At 31.9% G+C, this 22,769-nt stretch carries 23 protein-coding genes and 1 riboswitch; of the genes, 20 read left to right on the top strand and 3 right to left on the bottom strand.

Annotated features, from left to right (window positions below; translation table 11 throughout):
- Positions 1 to 54: 54 nt before the first annotated feature.
- The 20 genes from FVE72_RS08885 (at position 55) to FVE72_RS08790 (ending at position 19,414) form a co-directional block, all read left to right on the top strand.
- Positions 55 to 309 carry a type II toxin-antitoxin system Phd/YefM family antitoxin gene (locus tag FVE72_RS08885; protein WP_006807389.1) on the top strand — a complete coding sequence of 85 codons (255 nt, stop codon included), beginning with the start codon at positions 55 to 57 and terminating at the stop codon, positions 307 to 309.
- Positions 302 to 559: a Txe/YoeB family addiction module toxin gene (locus FVE72_RS08880; protein WP_026738068.1), complete on the top strand. Its 258-nt coding sequence runs from the start codon at positions 302 to 304 to the stop codon at positions 557 to 559. The genes FVE72_RS08885 and FVE72_RS08880 overlap by 8 nt, the downstream gene beginning before the upstream one ends.
- Positions 549 to 1,664: a 3-dehydroquinate synthase gene (aroB, locus tag FVE72_RS08875; protein ID WP_146966545.1), complete on the top strand. Its 1,116-nt coding sequence runs from the start codon at positions 549 to 551 to the stop codon at positions 1,662 to 1,664. Before FVE72_RS08880 ends, aroB begins: the two co-directional genes overlap by 11 nt.
- Before the next feature lie 22 nt (positions 1,665 to 1,686).
- Complete coding sequence (gene aroA, locus FVE72_RS08870; RefSeq protein WP_026738066.1) at positions 1,687 to 2,973, top strand: 3-phosphoshikimate 1-carboxyvinyltransferase; 1,287 nt, start codon at positions 1,687 to 1,689, stop codon at positions 2,971 to 2,973.
- Between the two features lie 310 nt (positions 2,974 to 3,283).
- Positions 3,284 to 4,387, top strand: a complete 1,104-nt coding sequence (gene aroC, locus FVE72_RS08865; protein WP_026738065.1) for a chorismate synthase — start codon at positions 3,284 to 3,286, stop codon at positions 4,385 to 4,387.
- Between the two features lie 39 nt (positions 4,388 to 4,426).
- On the top strand, positions 4,427 to 5,257 hold the full coding sequence (locus tag FVE72_RS08860; protein WP_026738064.1) for a class I SAM-dependent methyltransferase: 831 nt from the start codon (positions 4,427 to 4,429) through the stop codon (positions 5,255 to 5,257).
- A 386-nt stretch (positions 5,258 to 5,643) separates the two neighbouring features.
- Positions 5,644 to 7,203, top strand: a complete 1,560-nt coding sequence (locus FVE72_RS08855) for a PTS transporter subunit EIIC (protein WP_026738063.1) — start codon at positions 5,644 to 5,646, stop codon at positions 7,201 to 7,203.
- A gap of 121 nt (positions 7,204 to 7,324) precedes the next feature.
- A riboswitch (cobalamin riboswitch) is annotated at positions 7,325 to 7,496 on the top strand.
- 191 nt (positions 7,497 to 7,687) lie between these two features.
- Positions 7,688 to 9,253: an ABC transporter substrate-binding protein gene (locus FVE72_RS08850; RefSeq protein WP_051411780.1), complete on the top strand. Its 1,566-nt coding sequence runs from the start codon at positions 7,688 to 7,690 to the stop codon at positions 9,251 to 9,253.
- Between the two features lie 21 nt (positions 9,254 to 9,274).
- Positions 9,275 to 10,198, top strand: a complete 924-nt coding sequence (locus FVE72_RS08845; protein WP_036056182.1) for an ABC transporter permease — start codon at positions 9,275 to 9,277, stop codon at positions 10,196 to 10,198.
- 131 nt (positions 10,199 to 10,329) lie between these two features.
- On the top strand, positions 10,330 to 11,016 hold the full coding sequence (locus FVE72_RS08840) for an ABC transporter permease (protein ID WP_172966391.1): 687 nt from the start codon (positions 10,330 to 10,332) through the stop codon (positions 11,014 to 11,016).
- A complete protein-coding gene (locus FVE72_RS08835) occupies positions 11,009 to 11,746 on the top strand; it encodes an ABC transporter ATP-binding protein (RefSeq protein WP_051411778.1) in 738 nt (245 codons plus the stop codon). The genes FVE72_RS08840 and FVE72_RS08835 overlap by 8 nt, the downstream gene beginning before the upstream one ends.
- Positions 11,747 to 11,887: 141 nt before the next feature.
- Complete coding sequence (locus FVE72_RS08830; protein ID WP_026738059.1) at positions 11,888 to 12,478, top strand: DUF6162 family protein; 591 nt, start codon at positions 11,888 to 11,890, stop codon at positions 12,476 to 12,478.
- Positions 12,478 to 13,377, top strand: a complete 900-nt coding sequence (locus FVE72_RS08825) for a metal ABC transporter solute-binding protein, Zn/Mn family (protein WP_026738058.1) — start codon at positions 12,478 to 12,480, stop codon at positions 13,375 to 13,377. The genes FVE72_RS08830 and FVE72_RS08825 overlap by 1 nt, the downstream gene beginning before the upstream one ends.
- Before the next feature lies 1 nt (position 13,378).
- Positions 13,379 to 14,068: a metal ABC transporter ATP-binding protein gene (locus FVE72_RS08820; RefSeq protein WP_026738057.1), complete on the top strand. Its 690-nt coding sequence runs from the start codon at positions 13,379 to 13,381 to the stop codon at positions 14,066 to 14,068.
- A gap of 41 nt (positions 14,069 to 14,109) precedes the next feature.
- A complete protein-coding gene (locus tag FVE72_RS08815) occupies positions 14,110 to 15,003 on the top strand; it encodes a metal ABC transporter permease (protein ID WP_006807406.1) in 894 nt (297 codons plus the stop codon).
- Between the two features lie 25 nt (positions 15,004 to 15,028).
- Entirely contained in the window at positions 15,029 to 15,904 is an 876-nt protein-coding gene (locus FVE72_RS08810; protein WP_051411777.1) for a metal ABC transporter solute-binding protein, Zn/Mn family, read from the top strand.
- A gap of 27 nt (positions 15,905 to 15,931) precedes the next feature.
- The gene (locus FVE72_RS08805) at positions 15,932 to 16,351 is read left to right on the top strand and encodes a hypothetical protein (RefSeq protein WP_026738055.1); all 420 of its coding nucleotides are present in this window, start codon (positions 15,932 to 15,934) and stop codon (positions 16,349 to 16,351) included.
- Between the two features lie 64 nt (positions 16,352 to 16,415).
- Positions 16,416 to 17,216 carry a DUF4198 domain-containing protein gene (locus FVE72_RS08800; protein WP_026738054.1) on the top strand — a complete coding sequence of 267 codons (801 nt, stop codon included), beginning with the start codon at positions 16,416 to 16,418 and terminating at the stop codon, positions 17,214 to 17,216.
- A 214-nt stretch (positions 17,217 to 17,430) separates the two neighbouring features.
- On the top strand, positions 17,431 to 17,817 hold the full coding sequence (locus FVE72_RS08795; protein WP_026738053.1) for a hypothetical protein: 387 nt from the start codon (positions 17,431 to 17,433) through the stop codon (positions 17,815 to 17,817).
- Between the two features lie 271 nt (positions 17,818 to 18,088).
- Positions 18,089 to 19,414 carry a hypothetical protein gene (locus FVE72_RS08790; protein ID WP_172966390.1) on the top strand — a complete coding sequence of 442 codons (1,326 nt, stop codon included), beginning with the start codon at positions 18,089 to 18,091 and terminating at the stop codon, positions 19,412 to 19,414.
- Between the two features lie 100 nt (positions 19,415 to 19,514).
- Here the strand turns inward: FVE72_RS08790 and FVE72_RS08785 are convergent, their stop codons facing one another.
- The 3 genes from FVE72_RS08785 to FVE72_RS08775 are packed head-to-tail and all read right to left on the bottom strand — an operon-like array spanning position 19,515 to position 22,752.
- A complete protein-coding gene (locus FVE72_RS08785) occupies positions 19,515 to 20,273 on the bottom strand; it encodes an esterase/lipase family protein (RefSeq protein WP_026738051.1) in 759 nt (252 codons plus the stop codon).
- A gap of 54 nt (positions 20,274 to 20,327) precedes the next feature.
- Positions 20,328 to 21,098: a type III pantothenate kinase gene (locus tag FVE72_RS08780; RefSeq protein ID WP_026738050.1), complete on the bottom strand. Its 771-nt coding sequence runs from the start codon at positions 21,096 to 21,098 to the stop codon at positions 20,328 to 20,330.
- Positions 21,099 to 21,114: 16 nt separating this feature from the next.
- Entirely contained in the window at positions 21,115 to 22,752 is a 1,638-nt protein-coding gene (locus FVE72_RS08775; RefSeq protein WP_026738049.1) for an OPT/YSL family transporter, read from the bottom strand.
- Positions 22,753 to 22,769: the final 17 nt, after the last annotated feature.

Raw genomic sequence — 22,769 nt, 5'->3', positions numbered from 1 at the left:
ATAATGTACGTTTTTGGTACAATGTTATTGAAAAAATAATTTGGAGGTTTTAAAATGTTGGCAGCTAACTTTACAACTTTAAGAAATAATTTAAAAAATTATTGTGATGAAGTATCAGATAACAATGAAACTGTAATAGTTACAAGAAAAAAAGAAAAAAATATTGTTATTTTAAGTTTAGAAAAATATAACGAATTGGAAAAGGCAGCAAAAAATGCCGAATATTTAGCAATGATAGACAGAAGAATGGAAAAATATTTATTAGGGAAGTATCAACAACATGAATTAATTGAGGATAAAAATGAATAAATTATGGGTAGATGAAGCTTGGGAAGAATATTTATATTGGCAGGTAATTGATAAAAAAATAGTGAAGAAAATAAATGAATTATTAAAAGATATAAGTAGAAATGGAGTGTCTGAGGGAATAGGGAAACCTGAATCCTTAAAATACAGGAAAGCGTGGAGTAGAAGAATTAATAAGGAGCATAGATTAGTATATTTTATTGAAAATAGTAACATAGTTATTCTTTCCTGTAAGGGACATTATGAAGAATAAAAAAATAAAAAAAGGGAAAAATATGCAAATACTGAATGTCAATTTAGGTGAAAACTCTTATGATATTGTTATAGGAACAAACTTTTATAATGAATTTTCCGAATATATAAAAAATATTTACAAAGGGAAAAAACTTTTTGTAATAACCGATTCCAATGTGAACAGAATATACGAAGAAAAATACAGTGAGATGTTCAAAAACTTTGATTATACTGTTTATGTGCTTGAAGCAGGAGAGGAAAATAAACATATCGGAGTTATGCAGGGAATTTATTCAGCTATGGTAAAAGCTGAAATAAAAAGAAGTGATATGGTAGTCGCATTCGGAGGCGGAGTTGTCGGAGATATTGCAGGTTTTGCAGCGGCTTCTTATTTGCGTGGAGTGAATTTTATACAGATTCCTACGACTATAATTTCCCAAGTGGATAGCAGTGTAGGTGGGAAAGTCGGAGTAGATCTGCCTGAAGGGAAAAATCTTGTAGGAGCTTTTTATCAACCTAAACTTGTTTTAATTGACAGCTGTTTTTTGGATACGCTGTCGGATCGGTATTTTTATGACGGTTTTGCTGAAATAGTGAAATACGGCTGTATTTACGACAGAGATTTATTTGAAAAACTTGAAAATATTGTAAATTTATCGGAAATAGCTAAAAGTAATAAAAAAGAACTAAGAGAACATTTGATGAAACATATAAACGGGCTTATTTACCGTTCGTGTGAAATAAAAAAAGAAGTAGTCGAAAAAGACGAAAAAGAAAGTAATCTAAGAATGATACTTAACTTCGGACACACAATCGGGCATGCAATAGAACAGTATACAAATTATAAAAAATATTCGCATGGTGAGGCTATTTCTGCGGGAATGGTTGATATTATAAAAATTGGGGAAAGAAAGGGGATAACTGAAAAAGGCTGTTCGGAAAAAGCGGAATTTTTACTGAAAGTATTAAATTTACCGACAAATATTGAATATGATAAAGAGAAAATAACCGAAATAATGAAAAGGGATAAAAAAAGTGTTGACGGAGGAATAAATTTTATTTTTCTTAAAGATATAGGAAATGTCCAAATAATAAAGATGAATGAGGAAGAAATTTTTGAATGATTTCTTCGGAAAGGGATTTTTTATGAAAGTAAAAGTTAAACCGGGAATATTGAACGGGACAATAGAAATACCGCCGTCAAAAAGCTATTCTCACAGAGCAGTAATAGCTGCAGCATTGGCATCGGGAGGAAAATCCAAAATTGACAACTTGAAATTTTCCGTAGATATCACGACAACAACAGATATTATGGAAAACTGGGGTGCGAAAATTACTCGGGGAGAAAACTGTTTGGAAATAATCGGAAACAGCGGAAATATCATTACTGAAAATAAGTATATTCAATGTAATGAGTCAGGCTCAACAATAAGATTTTTAATACCTGTAGGACTTACAAAAGAAAATGAACTTATTTTTGACGGGAAAGGGAAACTTGTAGACAGACCGCTTGATACTTATTATAAAATATTCGATAAACAAAAGATTTTTTATAAAACCGAAAAAGGAAAACTGCCGTTGGAAATAAAAGGAAAACTTCAATCAGGAATTTATGAAATTGACGGGAATATAAGTTCACAGTTTATAACAGGCTTACTTTATGCTTTGCCATTATTGGAAGGAAACTCGGAAATTGTAATAAACAAAAATCTTGAATCCAAAGGATATATTGACTTGACGTTGGAAATATTAAAACTTGCAGGAATCGAAATAATAAATAACGGGTATAAAACTTTCGATATTAAAGGGAAGCAGAAATATAATCCCTTTGATTATACAGTTGAGGGCGATTATTCCCAAGTGGCGTTTTGGATTGTGGCGGGAATAATTTCAAGTAATAGAGATAACAAAATTAAATGTTTACATGTAAATAAAGACTCACTGCAGAGCGACAGAGAAATAATCGAAATTGTTCAAAGAATGGTTGCAAACATTGAAATATATGATGATTATATCATTGTGAAACCTTCAAAGACCCATGGTACAGTAATCGATGTTTCACAATGCCCTGATATTGCTCCAATTTTGACCGTGTTAGGTGCATTGAGCAAAGGAGAAACGAGAATTATTAATGCTGAAAGGCTTAGAATAAAAGAGTCGGACAGAATAACTTCGATTAAAACGGAACTGAATAAATTGGGAGCAAAAATAGAAGAAATAGGCGACAGTCTTGTCATTCAGGGAGTTGACGGCTTCAAAGGCGGAGTTACGGTAAACTCATGGAATGACCATAGAATCGCAATGAGTCTCGCTATTGCTTCGACTAGATGTGAAAAGGAAATAGTTATCGAAGGAGCAGAAAGTGTTAAAAAATCTTATCCTCATTTTTGGGAAGATTTCGAGAAAATGGGAGGGGAAATATCTACTTTTTAAAAAATGCAGCAAAAAATATTCTATAAAAATTTTCATCTACTTTTTTACAAAAAAGTAGCAAAAATTATCCGACTAAAATTTTACTAACTCAAAATTACTCACTCCACTATAAAAACAACAAACTCGCTACGCTCGAACAGTTGTTTTTATAACGTTTCGTTTCGTATTTCTCAAAGTAAAATTTTAATGTCGGGAAAAATAAGCTCCCGCATTTTCGGAGTCGACGAAGAAGCGGAGAACGCGGGTAGCAGGAGTATGAGGGCGGCAATGAGCTCTCATAAAGATTAAATATATTGAAAGGAAACCAAAAATGGGAGCAAATTTCGGAAAAAACTATTGTATTTCAATATTCGGAGAATCTCACGGAACAGCACTGGGAATAAATATTGACGGAATACCTGCAGGAACGGAAATTGATTTGGATTTTATTCGTGAGGAAATGAAAAGACGGGCTCCGGGAAGATCAGAATTCGCCACTCCGAGAGCAGAAAAAGACGAATTTGAAATATTGAGCGGATTTTTAAACGGGAAAACGACAGGCACACCTCTTGCGATGATTATAAGAAATGCAGATCAGAGGTCAAAAGATTACAGTGAGATAGCTAAAAAGCCCAGACCGGGACATGCCGACTGGTCGGGTATGAACAGATATAACGGATTCAACGATATAAGAGGAAGTGGACATTTCTCGGGAAGAATAACAGCTCCGTTAGTATTTGCAGGTGCCATAGCAAAACAGTTGCTTAGAGAAAAAGGGATATTGGTAGCAGCACATATAAAATCTATAAAAGATATACAAGACAGAGATTTTAAAGAAATTGATATTACACAGGAAAATATTGATAAATGGAGAAAGATGATATTGCCTGTATTAAATGAAGAAATTATTCCGAAAATGGAAGAAACTATATTAAAAGCTAAGGAAAATAGAGATTCCGTAGGAGGAACAGTCGAAATAACAGTAACAGGAATGAAGCCGGGAATTGGAAATCCTTTTTTTGAAAGTATGGAAAGCGAACTGGCAAGAATGATGTTTTCAGTGCCTGCTGTAAAAGGGATAGAATTCGGTGCAGGATTCGCCATAGCAAAAATGACAGGCTGTGAAGCAAATGATGAAATGTATTATAATGAAAAAGGTGAAGTGAAATCTTATACGAACAATAACGGCGGTTTAATCGGCGGAATAACGAACGGTATGCCGATAGACTTTAAAGTCGCAATAAAGCCTCCCGCTTCAATAGGAAGAAAACAGAAGACCGTAAATCTTGAAACTGAAAAAGACGACTTTCTTGAAGTAACGGGAAGACATGATCCGGCTATTGTACCGAGAGCTGTTGTTGTACTTGAAGCGGTTACTGCGATAGTGATGCTGGACCAGTTGCTGGAGTCGAAAAAAAACAGAATATTTAGATAAAAAATAAAAATTCGTAAAAAGGAGTAGTGAAGGTAAAGAATGAATCCTAAAGTAGATTTAGGTTATGCAATAAACGACTGGAGAAAAGCTCTGGATAAAATAAAAAGACAGGATATAAGGATAGACAACGATGATGAAGAAAAGAAATTCTGGAAACGGCATGTAGGTCGTCATATTGAAAATGAGGGCTTTAATGTTGAAAAATTTGAAGAGAATATTGATGATTATTCAGGAAAAATAAGAGAAAAAGTCCTTGAAATTTTAAAAGATTTTAAAATAGAAACAACTTTGGAAATAGGTCCCGGTTGGGGAAACTATACTTTTGATCTTGCCGGATTATCACGTGAGATGACCTGTCTTGATCTTTCTTCAGATAATCTTGATTATATAAAAACTGTTGCAGATTTGAAAAATATTAATAATATAAAATATATTAATAAGAAAGTTGAAGAAGCGAATATTGACAGTTACGATCTGATATTCGGATATAACTGTTTTTATAGAATGTATGATTTGGATAAAGTTCTTGAAGAAATTAACAAAAAATCTAAAAAAATTACTATGATAGGAATGGCAACAGGTGTAGAGCCTAAATATAATAATTTGTTTGAAGAAAAATTGAATTTGCCTATGGATTGGCGTGAAAATGACTATATTTACCTGACTATGATTTTGTATTCCAAAGGAGTAGATGTAAACCAAATTGTTATCAAAAATAAAAGAAAATATACATTTGACAGTATTGAAAGTATTTTAAAACATGAAAGTGTAAGGATAGATTATAAAACTCTGCCACTTGATTTGTTCAGTAAAAATAAAACTGAGGAAGAAGAAAAACTGTATTCGGAAGTAAAGGATATTCTGCTTTAATATTATAAATATGAAGACGGGAAATATGTATATGAGTATGAGTTTAATTCAATGCTCTTATATTGGACTAAGTAAATAAAAGTTGAAAAATAAAGTATCATTGTAAATGCAAGAAAAAAAGCTTGACATTTCCTTTATAATACCTTATAGTATCATTGTTGAAAGTTATATAAATTTATAAAATTAAAATAATGATTAAATTGTTTAAATATAATTTTTATGAAGAATAATCATGTAGTTTTACTTGAAAAATAGTATATACAATGTAATTTGGAAATGTTATAAAAACAGATTTTAAAAAATAAACAAAAATTATTATTTGAAAGATGTATGAATTAGGTACTAAAAAAATTTACTTATAAATAATTTTATTGAAGGAGGACTTTATGAAAAGTTATAAAGATGAGGCGAAAGAGCTGCTAAAGCTCGTCGGAGGGAAGGAGAATGTAGTAAGTGTAACTCACTGTGCGACAAGATTGAGATTTGCGTTGGCAGATGATGCAAAAGCAAGTCCTAAGGATATTCAGAAATTGGATTCTGTAAAAGGAACATTTACAAATGCCGGTCAGTTTCAAGTTATTATCGGAAACGATGTAGGAAACTTCTATAAAGATTTTATCGGGGTGTCGGGAATTGAATCGGGATCTAAAGAAGATGTTAAGAAAGCTGCAATGACTAAACAGCCTTTCTTACAAAGAATGGTTGCACATTTGGCTGAAATATTCGTTCCGTTAATACCTGCGTTAGTTGCAGGAGGGTTAATGCTTGGATTTGGAAACTTTTTATCTCAAGGTATGAAATCTTTAGGTGGAAAATCTTTAGTGGATATTTATCCTTTAGCAGCTAATTTAAAGCTTTATACTGATTGGATAGGAGGATCAGTATTTGGTATGTTGCCTGTATTGGTAACATGGTCTACAGTTAAAAAATTCAAAGGAAATGAAGCTTTGGGAATTGTATTAGGACTTATGTTGGTAGCAGGAGTTATGTTAAATGCTTATGTTTACGGAAATATTTCTTCAAGTAGAGAATTGTCGGATGCAGGAGTACATTTAAAAGATATTATAATTAACGGTTCTGCAAAATATGCTCATTTATTTAAAGATGCTCAAAATCCTATGGGAAAAGATCCTTTCGGAATTGAGGCAGGAAAATATATATTGAATTTAGGGTTTGCCAAAATAATGATGATAGGATATCAGGCACAAGTTTTACCTGCAATGTTTGCAGGAATAGCAATGTGTTATATTCAAAAATTTATTGATAAAAGAACTCCTGAAGTATTAAAATTAGTTTGGGTTCCTTTTGCTACTTTAGTAATAACAGGATTTTTAACAATATTATTTATAGGACCTGCAGCAAGAACATTAGGAGAATGGTTAACAAATTTATTCCAATTCTTGTTTAAAACACCGGGATTAAGATATATAGGAGCATTGATATTTGGAACAACTTACGCACCTTTAGTAATAACAGGATTGCATCATACATTTATAGCTGTGGATTTGCAATTGTCAGGTACACAGGGTGGAACATTTATATGGCCGTTAATAGCTATATCAAATATAGCTCAATCAGGAGCTGTACTTGCAACTTATTTTCTATATAAAAAAGATAAAAAACAGGAATCTGTTTCATTATCTGCGACTGTTTCGGCATGGTTTGGAATTACAGAACCTGCAATGTTTGGTGCTAACTTAAAATATATGTATCCTTTTTATGCATCATTAATAGGTTCTGCAGTAGGAGCTGTAATATGTACTGCTTTTAATGTTTTAGCGGCAGGAATAGGTGTAGGAGGACTAGCTTTAGCATTTTTGTCAATATCCAAAAATAGAGGGTCGTTTTGGATCGCTTCACTGGCTGCATTTGGATTAGCATTTGGTTTAACATTCTTCTTCTCAAGATTTAAAAAACTAAACAAAGGAAGTTTGACAGGAGAGTAGGAAATTTTAAGATAGAGTTTTATATTTGTAAAATTAATAAAAAGAATATAAATATTGAGAATACGGGAGTCATAGAAAAACTCCCGTTTTTTCTATTGACAAAAGAAAATATTAATGTATAATATAATTCAAAGGTTCAGGTGTTTTTTACTTAATAAGGAAATCGGTTAAAATCCGATACAGCCGCCACTGCTGTGAAACGGACGAAAGCAAATATCCACTGAAATAAATTTCGGGAAGGGTGTGAGTAGGATGAAGTTAGTCAGAAGACTTGCCTGAATTATATATTCGAATTTTTTGGAAGGAGAAATTCAATATACTGAAATTATTATAATTCAGAATAAAAGAACTTTTGAAAGAAGTCATAGGTATTTTTAGGGGATGTCTTTTAAAGATTTTTATTTTGATATGAAATATTTGTATATTGAATCGGCTCTTATAGCCGATTTTTTCGGATTAATATAAAATAATTTTAGGAGGAATAATGAAAAAGGAAAATTATTCGGGAGCAAATGCTCCGAGTTTAAAATTGAAAATGAACAAAATACTTTTAATGATGATGGCAGTTTTGCTTGTTTTTATATCATGTTCTAAAGGAAAAGACGAGGGCGATAAAAAAGGAGCTTCAGAGCCTAAAACAGTTAAGACTGTAAATGTCGGACAGGGATATGTTGTGTCAGGACTGGATCCGGGAGACGGAGGTACCGGATGGGCGTTGACATCTCACGGAATATCGGAAAACCTTTATTTTGTAAATAAAAAAGGTGAACTTGATACTCGTCTTGTAGAGTCTATCAGTCAAAAAAGTGACAATGAATGGGAAGTAAAATTAAAAAATGATATTTTATTTTCAGACGGAACAAAAGTTGATGCAAAAGCTGTTTCTGAGGGGTTAAACAGAACAAACGAAAAAAATGCAATAGCAAGAGGAACTGCAGGAGCATTGAAATTTAGTCCTGTTGACGAATTTACGGTTAATATAAAATCCGAAAAACCTACAAAAATTATGAAAGCTGTTTTGGCTGAATGGACTAATGTTATTTACAAAGTAAATGATAAAGGTGAATTTATATTTACAGGACCTTTTGCTGTAGAAAGTCTTACTCCGAATACGGAAGTAAAATTAGTACCTAACAAATATTTCCCTGATGCGGAAAAAAGACCGAATGTAACAGTAAAAGAATTTAAAGACCCTAATGCTTTAAAATTGGCATTTGAAAGTAACGAACTTGATATTGCAGTGTCGATTCCTTCGGAATTTGCAGAATCTCTTCAAAAATCAGGGCATATATTGAAACCGATGGAAGTAGGATATCAGTACTTCGCTTTTGTAAACATGACAAATAAAGCGTTAAGTGATGTAAAAGTGAGAGAAGCATTGGATTTGGCTATAAACAGAGATGAACTTATAGCTTCTTTGCACGGAGGTAAAAAACCTACAGGATTCTTTGCGGGATATTTCCCTTTCGCAGGAAAAGCGGATGTGTCAAGTGATGTAAATAAAGCTGCAAGTTTGTTGGACGAAGCAGGATGGAAACTTAATGCTCAGGGAATAAGAGAAAAAGACGGAAAACCTCTTTCCCTTACATTGGTAACTTATCCTCAAAGACCTGATTTGGTAACTCTTATGCAAGTTATGAGTTCACAGTTGAAAAAAATGGGAATTGATGCAAAAACTGAAATTTCCGAAAATATAGGAGAAGTGGGAGCAAGTAAAAAATTTGATATAATGCTATATGCACAACATACTGCATCTACAGGAGTGCCTACATTCTCTTTAAATCAATTTTTCAGACCTAAAGCAAGTAACAATTACACAGGATATGCTTCAAAAGAATTTGAAGATGTTATGAAAAAATTAGATGCTACAGGAGATCAGCAGGAAATGATAAAATTGGCTGTGGAAGCACAGAATATATTGAAAAAAGACAGACCTGTTCTTTTCCTTGTAGATCCGATATGGTATGTGGGATTGTCTGATAAAGTTAAGGATTATGAAGTCTGGGGAGCGGATTATTATATAGTAAGAGCTGATTTAACGGTTAAATAGATATAACAGGGAGGAAGCAGTATGAAGTATACTCAATTATTGAAAGAAACAGTCAAAATATTATGTTTATTATTCGTAATATCGATTATTGTGTTTTTCTTTATAAGACTGCTTCCTTCATCCCCTGAAGAAACTTATTTGAGATCTACAGGAGTTCCCGTAACTGCTGAAAATCTTAAAAATCTCAGGGCTGAATGGGGACTCGACAGACCCCTTGTTGAGCAGTATTTGAAATGGATAGGAAATTTCATAAAATTTAATTGGGGAACTTCCCTTATAACAAAAAATGATATAAAAATCGAAATGCTTGCAAGACTGCCTTATTCATTGGGAATAGGATTAGGCGGAGTTTTGATTTCGGCTTTTTTATCATTTTTTTTAGGTTATTTTTCAAGTTTGAAAAGAAACGGATTTTTTGACAGATTTACAAAAGGATTGTCTTTGATGTCGCAAACAGTACCGTCATTTATATTGGCGATAATCATAATATATTTCTTCTCGATAAAATGGAAGCTGACAACATTTTTCTTTAATAAAGATTTGTCGAATTTCTTTCTTTCGATATTTATAATATCTCTTTATCTTATGGGAAAATTTTCGAGAATAGTGAGAATACATTTTAGGGAACAGATGACGAAAACATATATACTTGCTGCAATAAGCAGAGGATTTTCAGAGAAATATGTTTTATTCAGACATGCTGCAAGACCGGTAATTTACGGACTTATATCGGCTGTAATATCGGAGTTTTCGTGGGTGATAGGCGGAACGGCTGTTCTTGAAGTTATATTTATAATTCCCGGAATAAGTACATTTCTCGTAGAAAGTATAAAATATCGTGATTATAATGTGATTCAATCGTATATATTAATAGTAGTTATCTGGATGATTGCGGTAAAAATATTTTTTAATATTATATTGAAATATTTGGATATAAAAGAATGAGGTATATTTTGAAAAAAATTTCTAAAAAATATATTGTATATTTATCTGCTTTAATTTTAATTATTATAATTTTCCGTTTATTTCCTGTATATGATACAGGTATTATCAATTTAAACGAAAAATTTCTGAAAATGTCGGGAAAACATATTTTAGGAACTGATTTTCTCGGAAGGGATATTTACTCTCTTTTATTAAAAGGAGGAATGAGAACTCTTGAAGTTATCGTCATTGCTTCGTCATTTTCATTTGTAACGGGGATTTTTGCGGGAATGATAACAGGATACACCGATTCCCCGTTAAATGTAATTCCCGATTTTCTAATAGATTTATTTATGATAATACCGACTTTTATTCTGGCTCTTGTAATAACTTCTCAGTTCGGTCTGACCCCTTTAAATGCGGGGCTTTCCATAGGTATAGGAAGTATAGGAGGATATTACAATCAGACGAAAAAGCTTGTTCAGGAAATAAAGAAAAAAGAATTTGTTGTCGCTTCAAGAATGCTCGGTGCAGGAAACGGCAGAATAATTTTCAGGCATATTTTACCGAATATAGTAAAACCCGTATTTACTTCCCTGGGAAACAATATGAGCGGGATTTCACTGCAATATGCCTCGCTTACTTTTATAGGCCTCGGATCGGATATAAATAATCCCGATTGGGGAACGATGCTGTATCAATACAGAATATATCTTTTTGATTATCCGATGATGCTGTTATGGCCGTCTTTAGGGATATTTCTTATAGCATTTGTATCCAACAGGCTGTTTGACGATAGAGAAATAAATAATATAAAACAGGGGACTATATATGACTGATAATATAATTTTGGAAGTGAAAAATCTCGTTGTAAGCACTGTAAACGAAAATAAAAATAATAAAATTCTGGACAATATTTCTTTTACTTTGAAAAAAGGGGAAAGGCTTGGAGTTATCGGAGATTCGGGAACGGGAAAAAGTGTGTTGATGTTGTCTTTAACAGGACTTCTTCCTAAAAATAATTTTGAAATAACAGGAGAGATTTTATACAAAGGAAAAACAGATTTGCTTAAATTTGACAGAAAAAATATGAGAAAATTTACTTCGGAAAAAATAAATATGATTTTACAGGATTCTATGAATATTCTCAATCCTTACAGGAAAATATGTGATCAGATAACGGAAACTTTAATATTTAAAGAAAAAATATCAAAAAAGGAAGCATATAAAAAATCTGTGAAAATTTTGGAAGACTTGAATATAAGTGCTGCCGAAAAAAGAATTAAAGATTATCCGTATCAGTTTTCGGGAGGAATGAAACAGAGAATAGGGATCGCTTTATCGCTGCTTGGAAAAGCCGATATACTCATAGCTGATGAGCCGACGACTTCTCTTGATGCGATAAATCAGGAAAAAATACTGGATAAAATAAACCGGCATATAAAAGAAAATAATATTTCTTTACTTTATATAAGTCATGATATGAGAGTTATTTCAAAAATGTCCGACAGAATAATCGTTATGGAAAAAGGAAAAATTATAAAAGAAAAACTTGCTGTAGACCTTTAAATAAGGGTATATAGCAATTTTTCTTGACACATAAAATATTTATGGTATAATTATTTAGTGACTCAAAACAATTTATTTTGATAATCAAATAAATATGAATATATGAATAAATAAAAAAATATTATAGACAAGTATAAAGAGGTGATTAAAATAGTCACAGAAAAACTGAAGCCTGCAAGCTCAAAGAAAGAAAATGTTATTTTGATAATAACAGTTGTATTACTGATTTTAACAGCGGCTTTACTCATTAAACTCCGAAAAACAGAAGCACCGAAACAGAAAATAAAAGAAAATGAAGTGAGTTCCTATTCGGACTTTTCAAATATTGAAGAAAGTATTTATGCCGATTTGATAAACTTTGTAAGTGAAATAAAAATGAAAGGTAAAGATGAAGAATTACCGACCATAAAACAACTGGAAGATGAACTGATGCCTCCTTTTACAAAAGATATAACGTGGGAGGAAAGAGGGAAACTCACTTGGGAAAGAATAGATAAAAATAAAAAGACATATTATGTCGGTCTTTGTGAAAATGTTATGACAAGTGGAAATTTTCTGGTAGCTGTAGATAATGAAAACAAGGAAAATACGAAGATTTTATTTATAAAAACTCATATACATAAAGATGAAGTGGAATTTGCCATTGATGAAAATTTTCCTGGATGGAAAGAGATAGTTCCTTATACAGGAGAAAACGAAAGACAGAAATTTGAAGGGAAAGGTGATAATTAATGAAAAAAGTTTTATTAGTAATTTCGATGATTTTTATGAGTGTGATTTCTTACGGAAAAATGAAAGTGGGTGTAACGCTACAGCCTTATTACAGCTATGTCTCCAATATAGTCGGAGATAAAATGGAAGTTATTCCTGTAATTAGAGGAGATTTATACGATTCTCACAGTTACAGACCGAGACCTGAAGATATTAAAAAGATGTCGACATTAAATATACTTGTTGTAAACGGTGTAGGACATGACGAATTTGTATACGATATAGTTAAAGCTGCAAAAATGAACGGAAAAGTAAAAATAATAAATGCAAACAAAGGAGTTTCTTTAATGTCCGTTTCGGGGATGAGAGGAAAGACAAAAATTGTAAATCCGCATACTTTTATTTCGATAACGACTTCTATCCAGCAGGTTTATACTATTGCGAAGGAATTGGGACAAATAGATCCTGCAAATAAAGATTATTATAATAAAAATGCACAGGCTTATGCTCAAAGATTGAGAAATCTTAAAGCGGCAGCTATCAAAAAAGTAAGCCACTTAAAAAATCTTGATATGAGGATAGCGACTTCTCACGCAGGTTATGACTACTTATTATCAGAGTTCGGATTGAAAGTAAGAGCCGTAATAGAGCCTGCTCACGGTGTAGAACCGAGTGCTTCGGACATAAAAGCAATGATAGACATTATGAAAAGGGATAAAATAGATGTTCTTTTTGTAGATGCACAGGTACAGAATAAATATTCCACAACAATTCAGAAGGCTACAGGAGTAAGAATAAAAAGTCTTTCTCATATGAGCAGCGGTCCGTATACAAAAGACAGCTTTGAAAAATTTATGCAGTATAATTTGGATTCTTTAACTAATGCAATGCTTGAAGTTGCCAAAGCGAAAGGGAAATAATATGTCAGGCATATTAATAGAAATTAAAAACTTGACACTGACTTTGTCAAATACAAAAATTTTAAAAAATATAAATCTGACTGTGGAGCCGGGAAAAATACACTGTCTTGTAGGACCTAACGGAGGCGGAAAGACTTCGCTTTTGAGAAGTATTTTAGGACAGGTACCGTATGAAGGAGAAATATTTATATCTTACGAAAAAACAAAAAAAATAGGTTATGTTCCTCAATTTCTGGATTTTGAAAGAACACTTCCTATAACAGTGGAAAATTTTCTGTCTATAATTTATCAGAAAAAGCCCTGTTTTTTAGGTATTTCCCGAAAATATAAAAAAACGATAGATGATTTGCTGAAAAAAATAGGAATGTACGAAAAAAGGACAAGGCTTGTAGGAAACCTGTCGGGAGGGGAAAAACAAAGACTTTTACTGGCTCAGGCGATACATCCCGAACCTGATCTGCTCATATTGGACGAGCCTTTTACGGGAATAGACAAATTGGGAGAAGAATATTTTAAAAGTGTAATAAAAGACTTGAAAAATAAAGGTGTAACTATTTTGTGGATACATCATAATTTGAAGCAGGTAATAGAAATGGCGGATACGGTAACGTGTATCAAAAAAGAAATACAGTTTTCGGGTGATCCGAAAAAAGTTCTGGATGAAGAAAAAATACTTACTGTGTTTTCATAAATATCTAAACAGTTTTACAGAAACGGAGGAAAGCAGGAAAAATGCTTGAACTGATAAGAAATTTTTTTATAGATATGGTAAATCGTCAAATTTTACCCGATTATTTTAAATATGCTTTTGTAATAAATTCGCTTATATGTACTTTGTTTATCGGGACGATTTTAGGCGGAATAGGCACAATGGTAGTAACTAAAAAAATGGCATTTTTTTCAGAAGCGATAGGACATGCGGCACTTACGGGGATTGCTCTAGGAGTGCTCGTAGGAGAGCCTTATAACGCCCCTTATGTAATGCTGTTTACTTATTGTATACTATTCGGACTTTTAATAAATTATACAAAAAACAGAACAAAAATGTCGACAGACACTCTTATCGGAATATTTTTGTCAATATCCATAGCGTTGGGAGGCTCTCTTCTTATATTCGTTTCTTCAAAAGCGAACTCTCATATGCTTGAAAATGTTATGTTCGGATCGATACTGACTGTCAGTGATTTCGATATAAAAGTTCTGATTGTTACGATGCTGATTTTAGGAATAGTATTGATACCTCTGTTTAATCAGATGCTGCTTTCGAGCTTTAATGTCAATATTGCTACGGTAAAAGGAGTAAATGTAAAACTTACTGAATATATATTTATTATTGTTATAACAGTGGTAACGATAGTATCCGTAAAAATAATAGGAGCGGCTCTTGTAGAAGCATTGCTGCTGATTCCGGCAGCTTCGGCAAAAAATTTATCAAAGTCGATGAAAAGTTTCTTTTTTTACAGTATCTTTTTTTCGCTGATAAGCTGCGTGTTGGGAGTTTTGGTACCGTTACATTTTAATATTTCCATACCTTCAGGCGGAGCGATAATTTTGACTGCATCGTGTATATTTTTCATAACGATGATTATAAAAAATATAAGCAGAAAATTCAGCGAAGGAGATTAAGTCTTTGAATTGAAAGGAGAAAACATTGAAAAAAACAATAATTTTAATGATTTTATTGACAGTCAATATTTTATACGGAAAAGAAAAAGTTTTGACTTCTATTCAGTCGGTTTATTCCATAGCTCAAAATATAACGAAAAATACCGATATAGAAGTGTATTCGATATTTGATTCGGATGTTTCCATGGATTACGGAAAATCCGCTTTTGATAATAAAGATCTTGATTTAACGGTTGCTAAAAATGCAGTGGCTGTAATAGATGTGGCAAAAGTATGGGAAAATGACTATCTGTACGAATATACGAGAAGACAGAATATAAAAATAATCGAGATTGATGCAAGTTATTCCTTTTCGGGAGATGATTATTCGGCATTGTCATTGTTGAATTATAAAAACGGAGAAAGAAATCCTTATGTTTGGATGAGTCTTCAGAACACCATAAAAATGGCTGATATAATAGCTGCCGACTTGACAAGACTGTTCCCGAAAAATGAAAAAGTTATTACAACTAATTTGAAAAAGTTTACCGAAGAATTGAAAGACTTGGAAAATAATTATCTGAGAGAAACATTGAACGCAAAATCTTTATCTGTAACAGCTTTAACTGAAAATTTGGATTATCTTTTTAATGAACTGAATATTTTTGCCAATCATGTGGAGTTCAGTCAGATGACCTCTGAAAATATTGATGAAATAATGAAAGAAAGCGGTTCCAAAATAATAGTTTCGGATAAATGGCTGAAAAAAGAAGTTATTTCCGAAATAGAAAAAAAAGGCGGAAAGTTCATAGTTTTGGATACTTTCAATATTCCGAGAGAATTGAACGAAAAAATGGATCCTGACGGATATTTAAAAGGAATGAAAGAAAATCTGGATAAATTGGCTAAAGCATTAAAATAAAAAATCGGAAAAGGAACGGTGAGAATAATGAAAAAAATTATGTTAATATGTTTATTTTTAATATCAAGTGTGATTTTTGCACATGCTCCGCTTTTGTCAGTAGATGACAATAAAGACGGGACGATATATATAGAGGCGGGATTTTCCAACGGTGAAAAAGCTGACGGAATGGAGCTGATAATCGTTAAAGACAAAGCTTATAACGGACCTGAAGATACTTATGAAGGAAAACTTATTATATTTAAAGGGAAGTTTGATGATAAAAGCTCGATGACTATTATAAAACCTCTTGCTGCAAAATATGAAGTTATATTTAACGGAGGACCGGGACATGTTACATCAAAAAAAGGTCCTAAACTCGAAGAAAGTGAAATGAGCAAATGGGAAGAGAATGTTCAGAAAGCCGATTATCTTGGAGAATGGAAAGAAAAAATGACACAGAAATAACCGGGGTTTGATACGTTATATTAATTATTAATATATAAAAAACAAAAAACAGGAGGTAATTTCAATGAAGAAATTTTTAGGAGTTTTAGCTGTATTAACTGCAGCAACAGTGAATTTGTACGCACATAATCAGTTTATTTACACTGATACTTTAAATGTAACAGGTAAATCATCAGTACCGTTTAAAGTAATTTTCGGACATCCTTATCACGGCGGAGAAGATAAACCTATTCCTGTGGGAAAAGTAAAAGAAAAAACTCATTTAGCCGAAAAAGTATTTGCAGTGCATGACGGACAAAAAATAGACCTGACTGCAAAAGTAAAAGAAGGACAGCTTAAAACTGACAAAGCTTTGGGAAGAACATTGGACTTTGTTATTGACAGTGAGTTAAAAGGAGCAGGAGACTGGGTTATAATCGCAGTTCCGGGTCTGACTGTAGATGACAGCATTTCTTATTCATTTAACGGAATAGTAAAAACAGTTATAACAAAAGAAGGAAGCAAAGGTGATGACTGGAAAAAAAGAGTAGCAGACGGATATTATGAAATAATACCGTTCACAAATCCTTCCATGGTAAATGTAAATTCCGTATTTAAAGGACGTCTTGTAGATAAAAAAGGAAATCCTATGAAAAATACTGATATTTCCGTAAATTATGTAAACGGAAAACTTGATGCAGGTAAGGGAACATTTACAGGAAAATTACAGAATGAAAAAGTAAGTATGTCTACTTATACTGACGATAACGGATATTTTGTGTTATCTTTTCCACATAAAGGACTTTGGTCTATAAGAGGAAAAGCTTTTGTGGACAGAGAGAAAAAATATGTGGAAGATACAAGTTTATTGATTGAAGTGAAGTAAGACTTTTTAGGGGAATTATTCCCCTAAGCCCTCTTTTTCAACCTTAAATTTTACATATTCAAAAATGTACGTGAGCTGTGAAAATAAAAAGGATGTTTTCATAATGCTCACTGACACATTTTTTCGATGTAAAATCTAAAGGTTGATTTTTTTGTAAAAATAATATAACTATGCTAAAATTAAAAAAACAAATTTCTAAAAAGAAAGGTCGGAAATGATGGAAGATATAAAAATAATGACTTTAATTATAACGACAGCAATTTTAATATGGGAAATTTTTAAATGGAGAAGTCTGATAAAAATAAAATTTGAATTAAGTTCGTTTATATTTTGGGAAAATTTGATTTCTGCAGGTATAGTTGCATTATTTTCATGGTTTTTATGGTATTGGACACTGTTTAACGAATATCATTTATTTTCATCGGGATATATAACAATAGCTTTAATCTTGACTATTTTTATAATAATTTTTATATCAAAGATGGTAATTTTCAGTCTTAGAAAATCAGGTGTTAAAATTAAGACAATATTTTGTATTTTGACTATAATTATGGAAATACTTGTATTTGTGATTTATCCGATAGAAGATATAGTGTTTTAAAAGAAAAAATCCTGTATCTACAAATAACTTATCTCTAATAAAATTCTATTTCAAAAATAAAATCAGTTGTGATAAAATTCGTCGTCAATAAAAACAAAAATTGAAAGGACGTGAATTAAATAGAGTTATTTACTGAAATTAAGATATCGAAGTATGATTTGTAGAGATATAAATAACATAAATACATATAAAATAATCAATAACTTATTCAGAATAATTCTGTGAAATTAAAATGAAAAAAGCAATATTATTTATATTACTGATATTAGCAGTGATATCATGTGATTTGGAAAAGGCACAGAAAGAATATGAAAAAGGGCAGTATATCCAAAGTATTGAAACTACTTTAAAATATTTTGATAAAAATGAAAACAGGATAAAAAAAGTAAATTCCAAAGTAAAAGACGAGATTGTATCAAAATTTTCTAAAATTACGGAATATTACAGCGATATGGCTTCAAATTTCGGGAATGAGGAACAGAAAATAAATGCGAATATAAATTTATTTAAAATTTATATAATGCTCGAAGAAAGGAATTATACAAAAGGATTTACCGATTTTACTTCAAAATATAAAGGGGAGGATTTCTACAGTAAAGCAAATAAATTAATCTTGAAAAAATACAGAGATTATTTCGATTCGGGGTTATATGATAAAGCAGCCGAAGAGTTGGGAAATTATGACGGTTTTTCACAGATTTTAAGTCGAATGAATAAAATGAAATTTTCCAAATATGAAAGAATTTATGAAAGTTCTCTCAAAACAAAAGCTGACAATCTTATAAAAATAGCTGAAAAATACGAAGAAATGAAAGAATACAGAAAAGCCGAAAAATCGTATTTTCAAGTTTCGGAAACATACAAAAATTATGAAAAAAATTACCGAAATTCTTATGATAAATATACTGAAAATAAAAATAAAGCTGACTTAATAGATGCGGAAAAATATTATGAAATGGGAAAAGAAACTTTAAAAGAAAACAGTCAAAAAGAAAAATACAGAAAAGCATACGAATATTTTAAAAAATCCGATTCTTTTGTAAGAGGCTATAAAGATGCTGCAAATTTAGCGAATCTTTATTGCAAACAGGGCTTTTTCAGATATAAAATTGTAGGAGATACAAAGTACAGAAATGTTATAGAGGAAACATTAAAAGACATAGGATACAGAGATGACAGCAATCCTGAATTGATTATAGAATATACTGAAAGAAATTACTATGTTTCCGATCCTGTGACTTATACAGAAAAACTTTCTGAAAAGACTCCCTCGGGTATAGGAAATGACATGCAAATACTTTACAAAGTAAATTCTTTCGATAAAATAATAACTTCTGTAAAAGAAAAAATGAGAACCGATTACAGAATAAGAATTGACGGAGTTCAGTATAAAGACAGTTATTCAAATTATTTAATCGAAGAAAATAATTCGGAAAAAATAAGATACAAGGGTCAAAATGTTCCGTTAGCATACAGAGATCAGAATAACGGAAAAGAATTGGGAAAAGAGGAAATGCAAAAATTAATCGACAAAAAAGTAAAAGAAGATATTATTCAGAGAATTAAAATAATGGAAAAAAGACTGGAAAGAATTTAATTATGAGAAAATCGGGATTTTAAATACTGCAGTATTATCAACTTTCAAATTTTACAATATGAAAATAAACAGGAATGTGAGGACAATAAGTCCTCACAATTTAATTTCTCAAATACTCAATAATCTCGTCAAGTGTTCTTTTGTCCTCCAAGATACTTGTATGTGTGTCATTTTCCATTACTTTGTATTTACAGTTTTCCAATCTTGAAGTTTTAAAAGGGACCATTCCGTCGTCCACTCCCGGAATCAAAATAGAATAAAGAAAATTATTGGATTTATTTCCTATTATTACATAGCACGGATAATCAGGCTCTCCCAAAGAATTTATAAAACTGTTCGGAGCAGTTTTAAATTGGGCAACTGCCTCTCCTAAAGTATCTCTGAGTATGTCGGATATAGGATTGTCAGACAGTTGACTTCCGTGTGAAGGAGGGGAAATAAAAACGACTTTTCCTAAGTTATTTATTTTGTGAGTTTTTAAATAATATCTCAAAATCCCTGTTCCCATAGAATGGACTACAAAATGTACTTTCTTTTCGGGAAGTCCCTGTTCCCGTCTTTTTTTATTATCCTCTTCGACTGTTTTCAAGATATTTTCTACATTCGGAGCGATATATTTTTCGGAAATTTCTTCGACAGTACCTTCTGTAGTCGGATATTGTATATTTATGCCCGAATATCTTTCTTTTTCAAGGGTTTTGTCAATGACTTCCATATCTTTATACTCGCCGTAAATCCCGTGAAACGTAATAACAACATCATTATTGAAAGTACCGAATTTCTTGACATCGTATTCGTGATATAAAAGAATTTTCGTGATTTTAAGGCTTAAAAAAGTAATTATTGGTAAAATTATCATAATGACAAATATCTTTTTTGATTTCAGTTTCACTTTTTCTCCTTTATGGATTAGTTATTTTTTACGAAGTTTATAAAATTCAAATATCCCTTTTTCACCGAGTTTCGGAATATATTCATCAATTTCCGAAATATATTCGGATATTTTTTTACCTTGACCGCCTGTGGAAATTATGTATGCTTCGGGCATTTCTTTTTTGTATTGGGAGATAAGTTCTTTTATTGTTCCTACATTTCCGTAAAAAATACCGGCATTAATTTGTGTAACCGTGTCAATTCCGAAAACAGTATCAGGCTTTTCAAACTTAATTTTCGGAAGTTTTGCCGTGTTGTTAAATAGCGTATTTACGGATAATTCGATTCCCGGCAATATACAACCGCCCATATAAGTGGAATTTTTAACTGCATCAAAAGTAGTTGCCGTACCGAAATCGATAATTACAAATTCTTTTTCGGGGAAAAGTTTTTTAGCCGCCAAAATATCGGCTATTCTATCAGCACCCAATCCTCTTTCCATTCCGTCGAGTAATTTAATTTCATCGTTTATAGTATCGAGAGAAATAAATTCAGGCTGAATATCAAAATAATTCTGTCCCAGATACTCGAAAATCTCATTAATATGAGGAACGACCGAAGAAACGGCAATATCCGTAACATCGTAAATATTTATATTATTGTTATCTGCCAATGTTTTCAGCATGGAAAACAAAGTGTCTTCAGTGAAAGATAAACGTGTCGGAATTCTGAAAGACGCTTTAATTTTGCCGTTGTTATCATAAAATATCGGAACAATATGAGTATTTCCTATATCAAATCCTAAAATCATAATATTAATCCTCCAATCATATAAAGAGCTTAATATAAGCAAGTATGGATAAAATAACTCCTACAATAGCTTCTCCGGACATGAGACCGTTAGAAAAAAGAAGCATATTTGAAGAAAACTTCTGAGATATACGGGAAGCTATTAAACTTAACAATCCTCCTGCAAATACAGGTAATGTCAAATAAAAAGGAAGATAAATACCTATTCCGAAAGTAAGCACAGGTAAATTCAGCATATTCAGAGTAAATCCCGCTCCGAAACCTATCCAGAATATATTAATAAAAGGTATTCCTTTTATTATTGAGGCAACGATGGAAGCCTGTAATACTATAAGTTCGGAATTTTCTTTAGGACCGATATTTTTATAAACGTCAAAAAATATGAAAAACAGAAAAGCGACTACAAATGAACTTACAACAGCTCCTATGAGTTCTCCTGCAAACTGTTCTCCTGGACTGACTTTCATTTTAAATCCCGATTTAAAGTCATTCAGTATATCTCCCGCAAGTCCGCAGGCTACAGCAACAATACATGCGAGTAAAAATAATATCAGGAGATTTATATTTGTAGAGAATCTGATTCCCCCTATATTAAGTCCGTTCAGCAACACGTTCAAAAAAGAAATTACCAGAATTGTAATAATCGCATATATTTCCATAGGATTAATCCCTGTTTTTCCTGTAGTGTATCCTGCAATGACAGTACAAAGTATACATATCAGAATCAACACAAAAGACAGAAACAGAGGAAGTTTATAAACAAAAGAAATAAGAGCAACAGCAGCTACGGAAAAAACTCCCAATATAATTTTTATATTAATGTTATCATTTTTTATTCTTTTATATTTGTTTTCCCTTTTTGTAGAAATTATTATTTTTACGATGACCGAAGCACCTATTCCGATGACAAAACCCATACCGAAACTGTTTTTCATAATATCAAAGTCTTTAATATTATAATATGCTGAAAGAGGCTGAGCAATTAAATAAGTAACCGCTCCTCCTAAAAACCATATAAAAGTATTCATAAATCCTAAAATATATCCTACTCCTAAGAGAAGAGGCGAAACATAAAAACTCAATAAACCGTTTTTTACAGAATATATTGTAGGAATAAAAGGAGCTTTGCCTTTTTGAAAACTGTAATCTCTTAAAATAGCCACAACTGTGCTGAAAAGCATCCCGAAAGTTACTGTTTTCATATTTTTTTTATTTTTTCCCGATTTTACAAGATTATAAGCAGCATCGCCTATAGGAAATTCCAGTTTATCTTCTTCGATGAGTTTCTTTCTGAAAATAAAAGAAAGAACTGCACCCAGAACGCTACCTGTTAATATAGTAGTCAGAAACAGACCTTTATCTATGCTTTCAAGTTTTCCTCCTAAAATAAGATAGCCGGGAACAGTAAAAGCTACACCCCCTGCAACCATAGAGCCTGCACTCATAATAGTATGAGTAACTGTTATTTCTCCCGAGTCTTTTCTTCCGAAAAGTCCCAGTGCAGACATGGATATTAAAGTAACCATTATTGTGGGCCATGGTAAAGCACCGAATTTTAATACTACATAAAAAGAACTGGCTGCAACGAGCACTGCACCTATTGTTCCTATAAGAATTGAAGCTGGAGTTAAACTCCTTCCTGAATATTTTGCCATATTTGTCCTTTCAAATT

The organism is Pseudoleptotrichia goodfellowii (assembly GCF_007990505.1).
GTDB lineage: Bacteria > Fusobacteriota > Fusobacteriia > Fusobacteriales > Leptotrichiaceae > Pseudoleptotrichia > Pseudoleptotrichia goodfellowii.
Note: the sequence above shows the minus strand (reverse complement) of the source record. Positions and strands in the feature narration are given on the sequence as shown.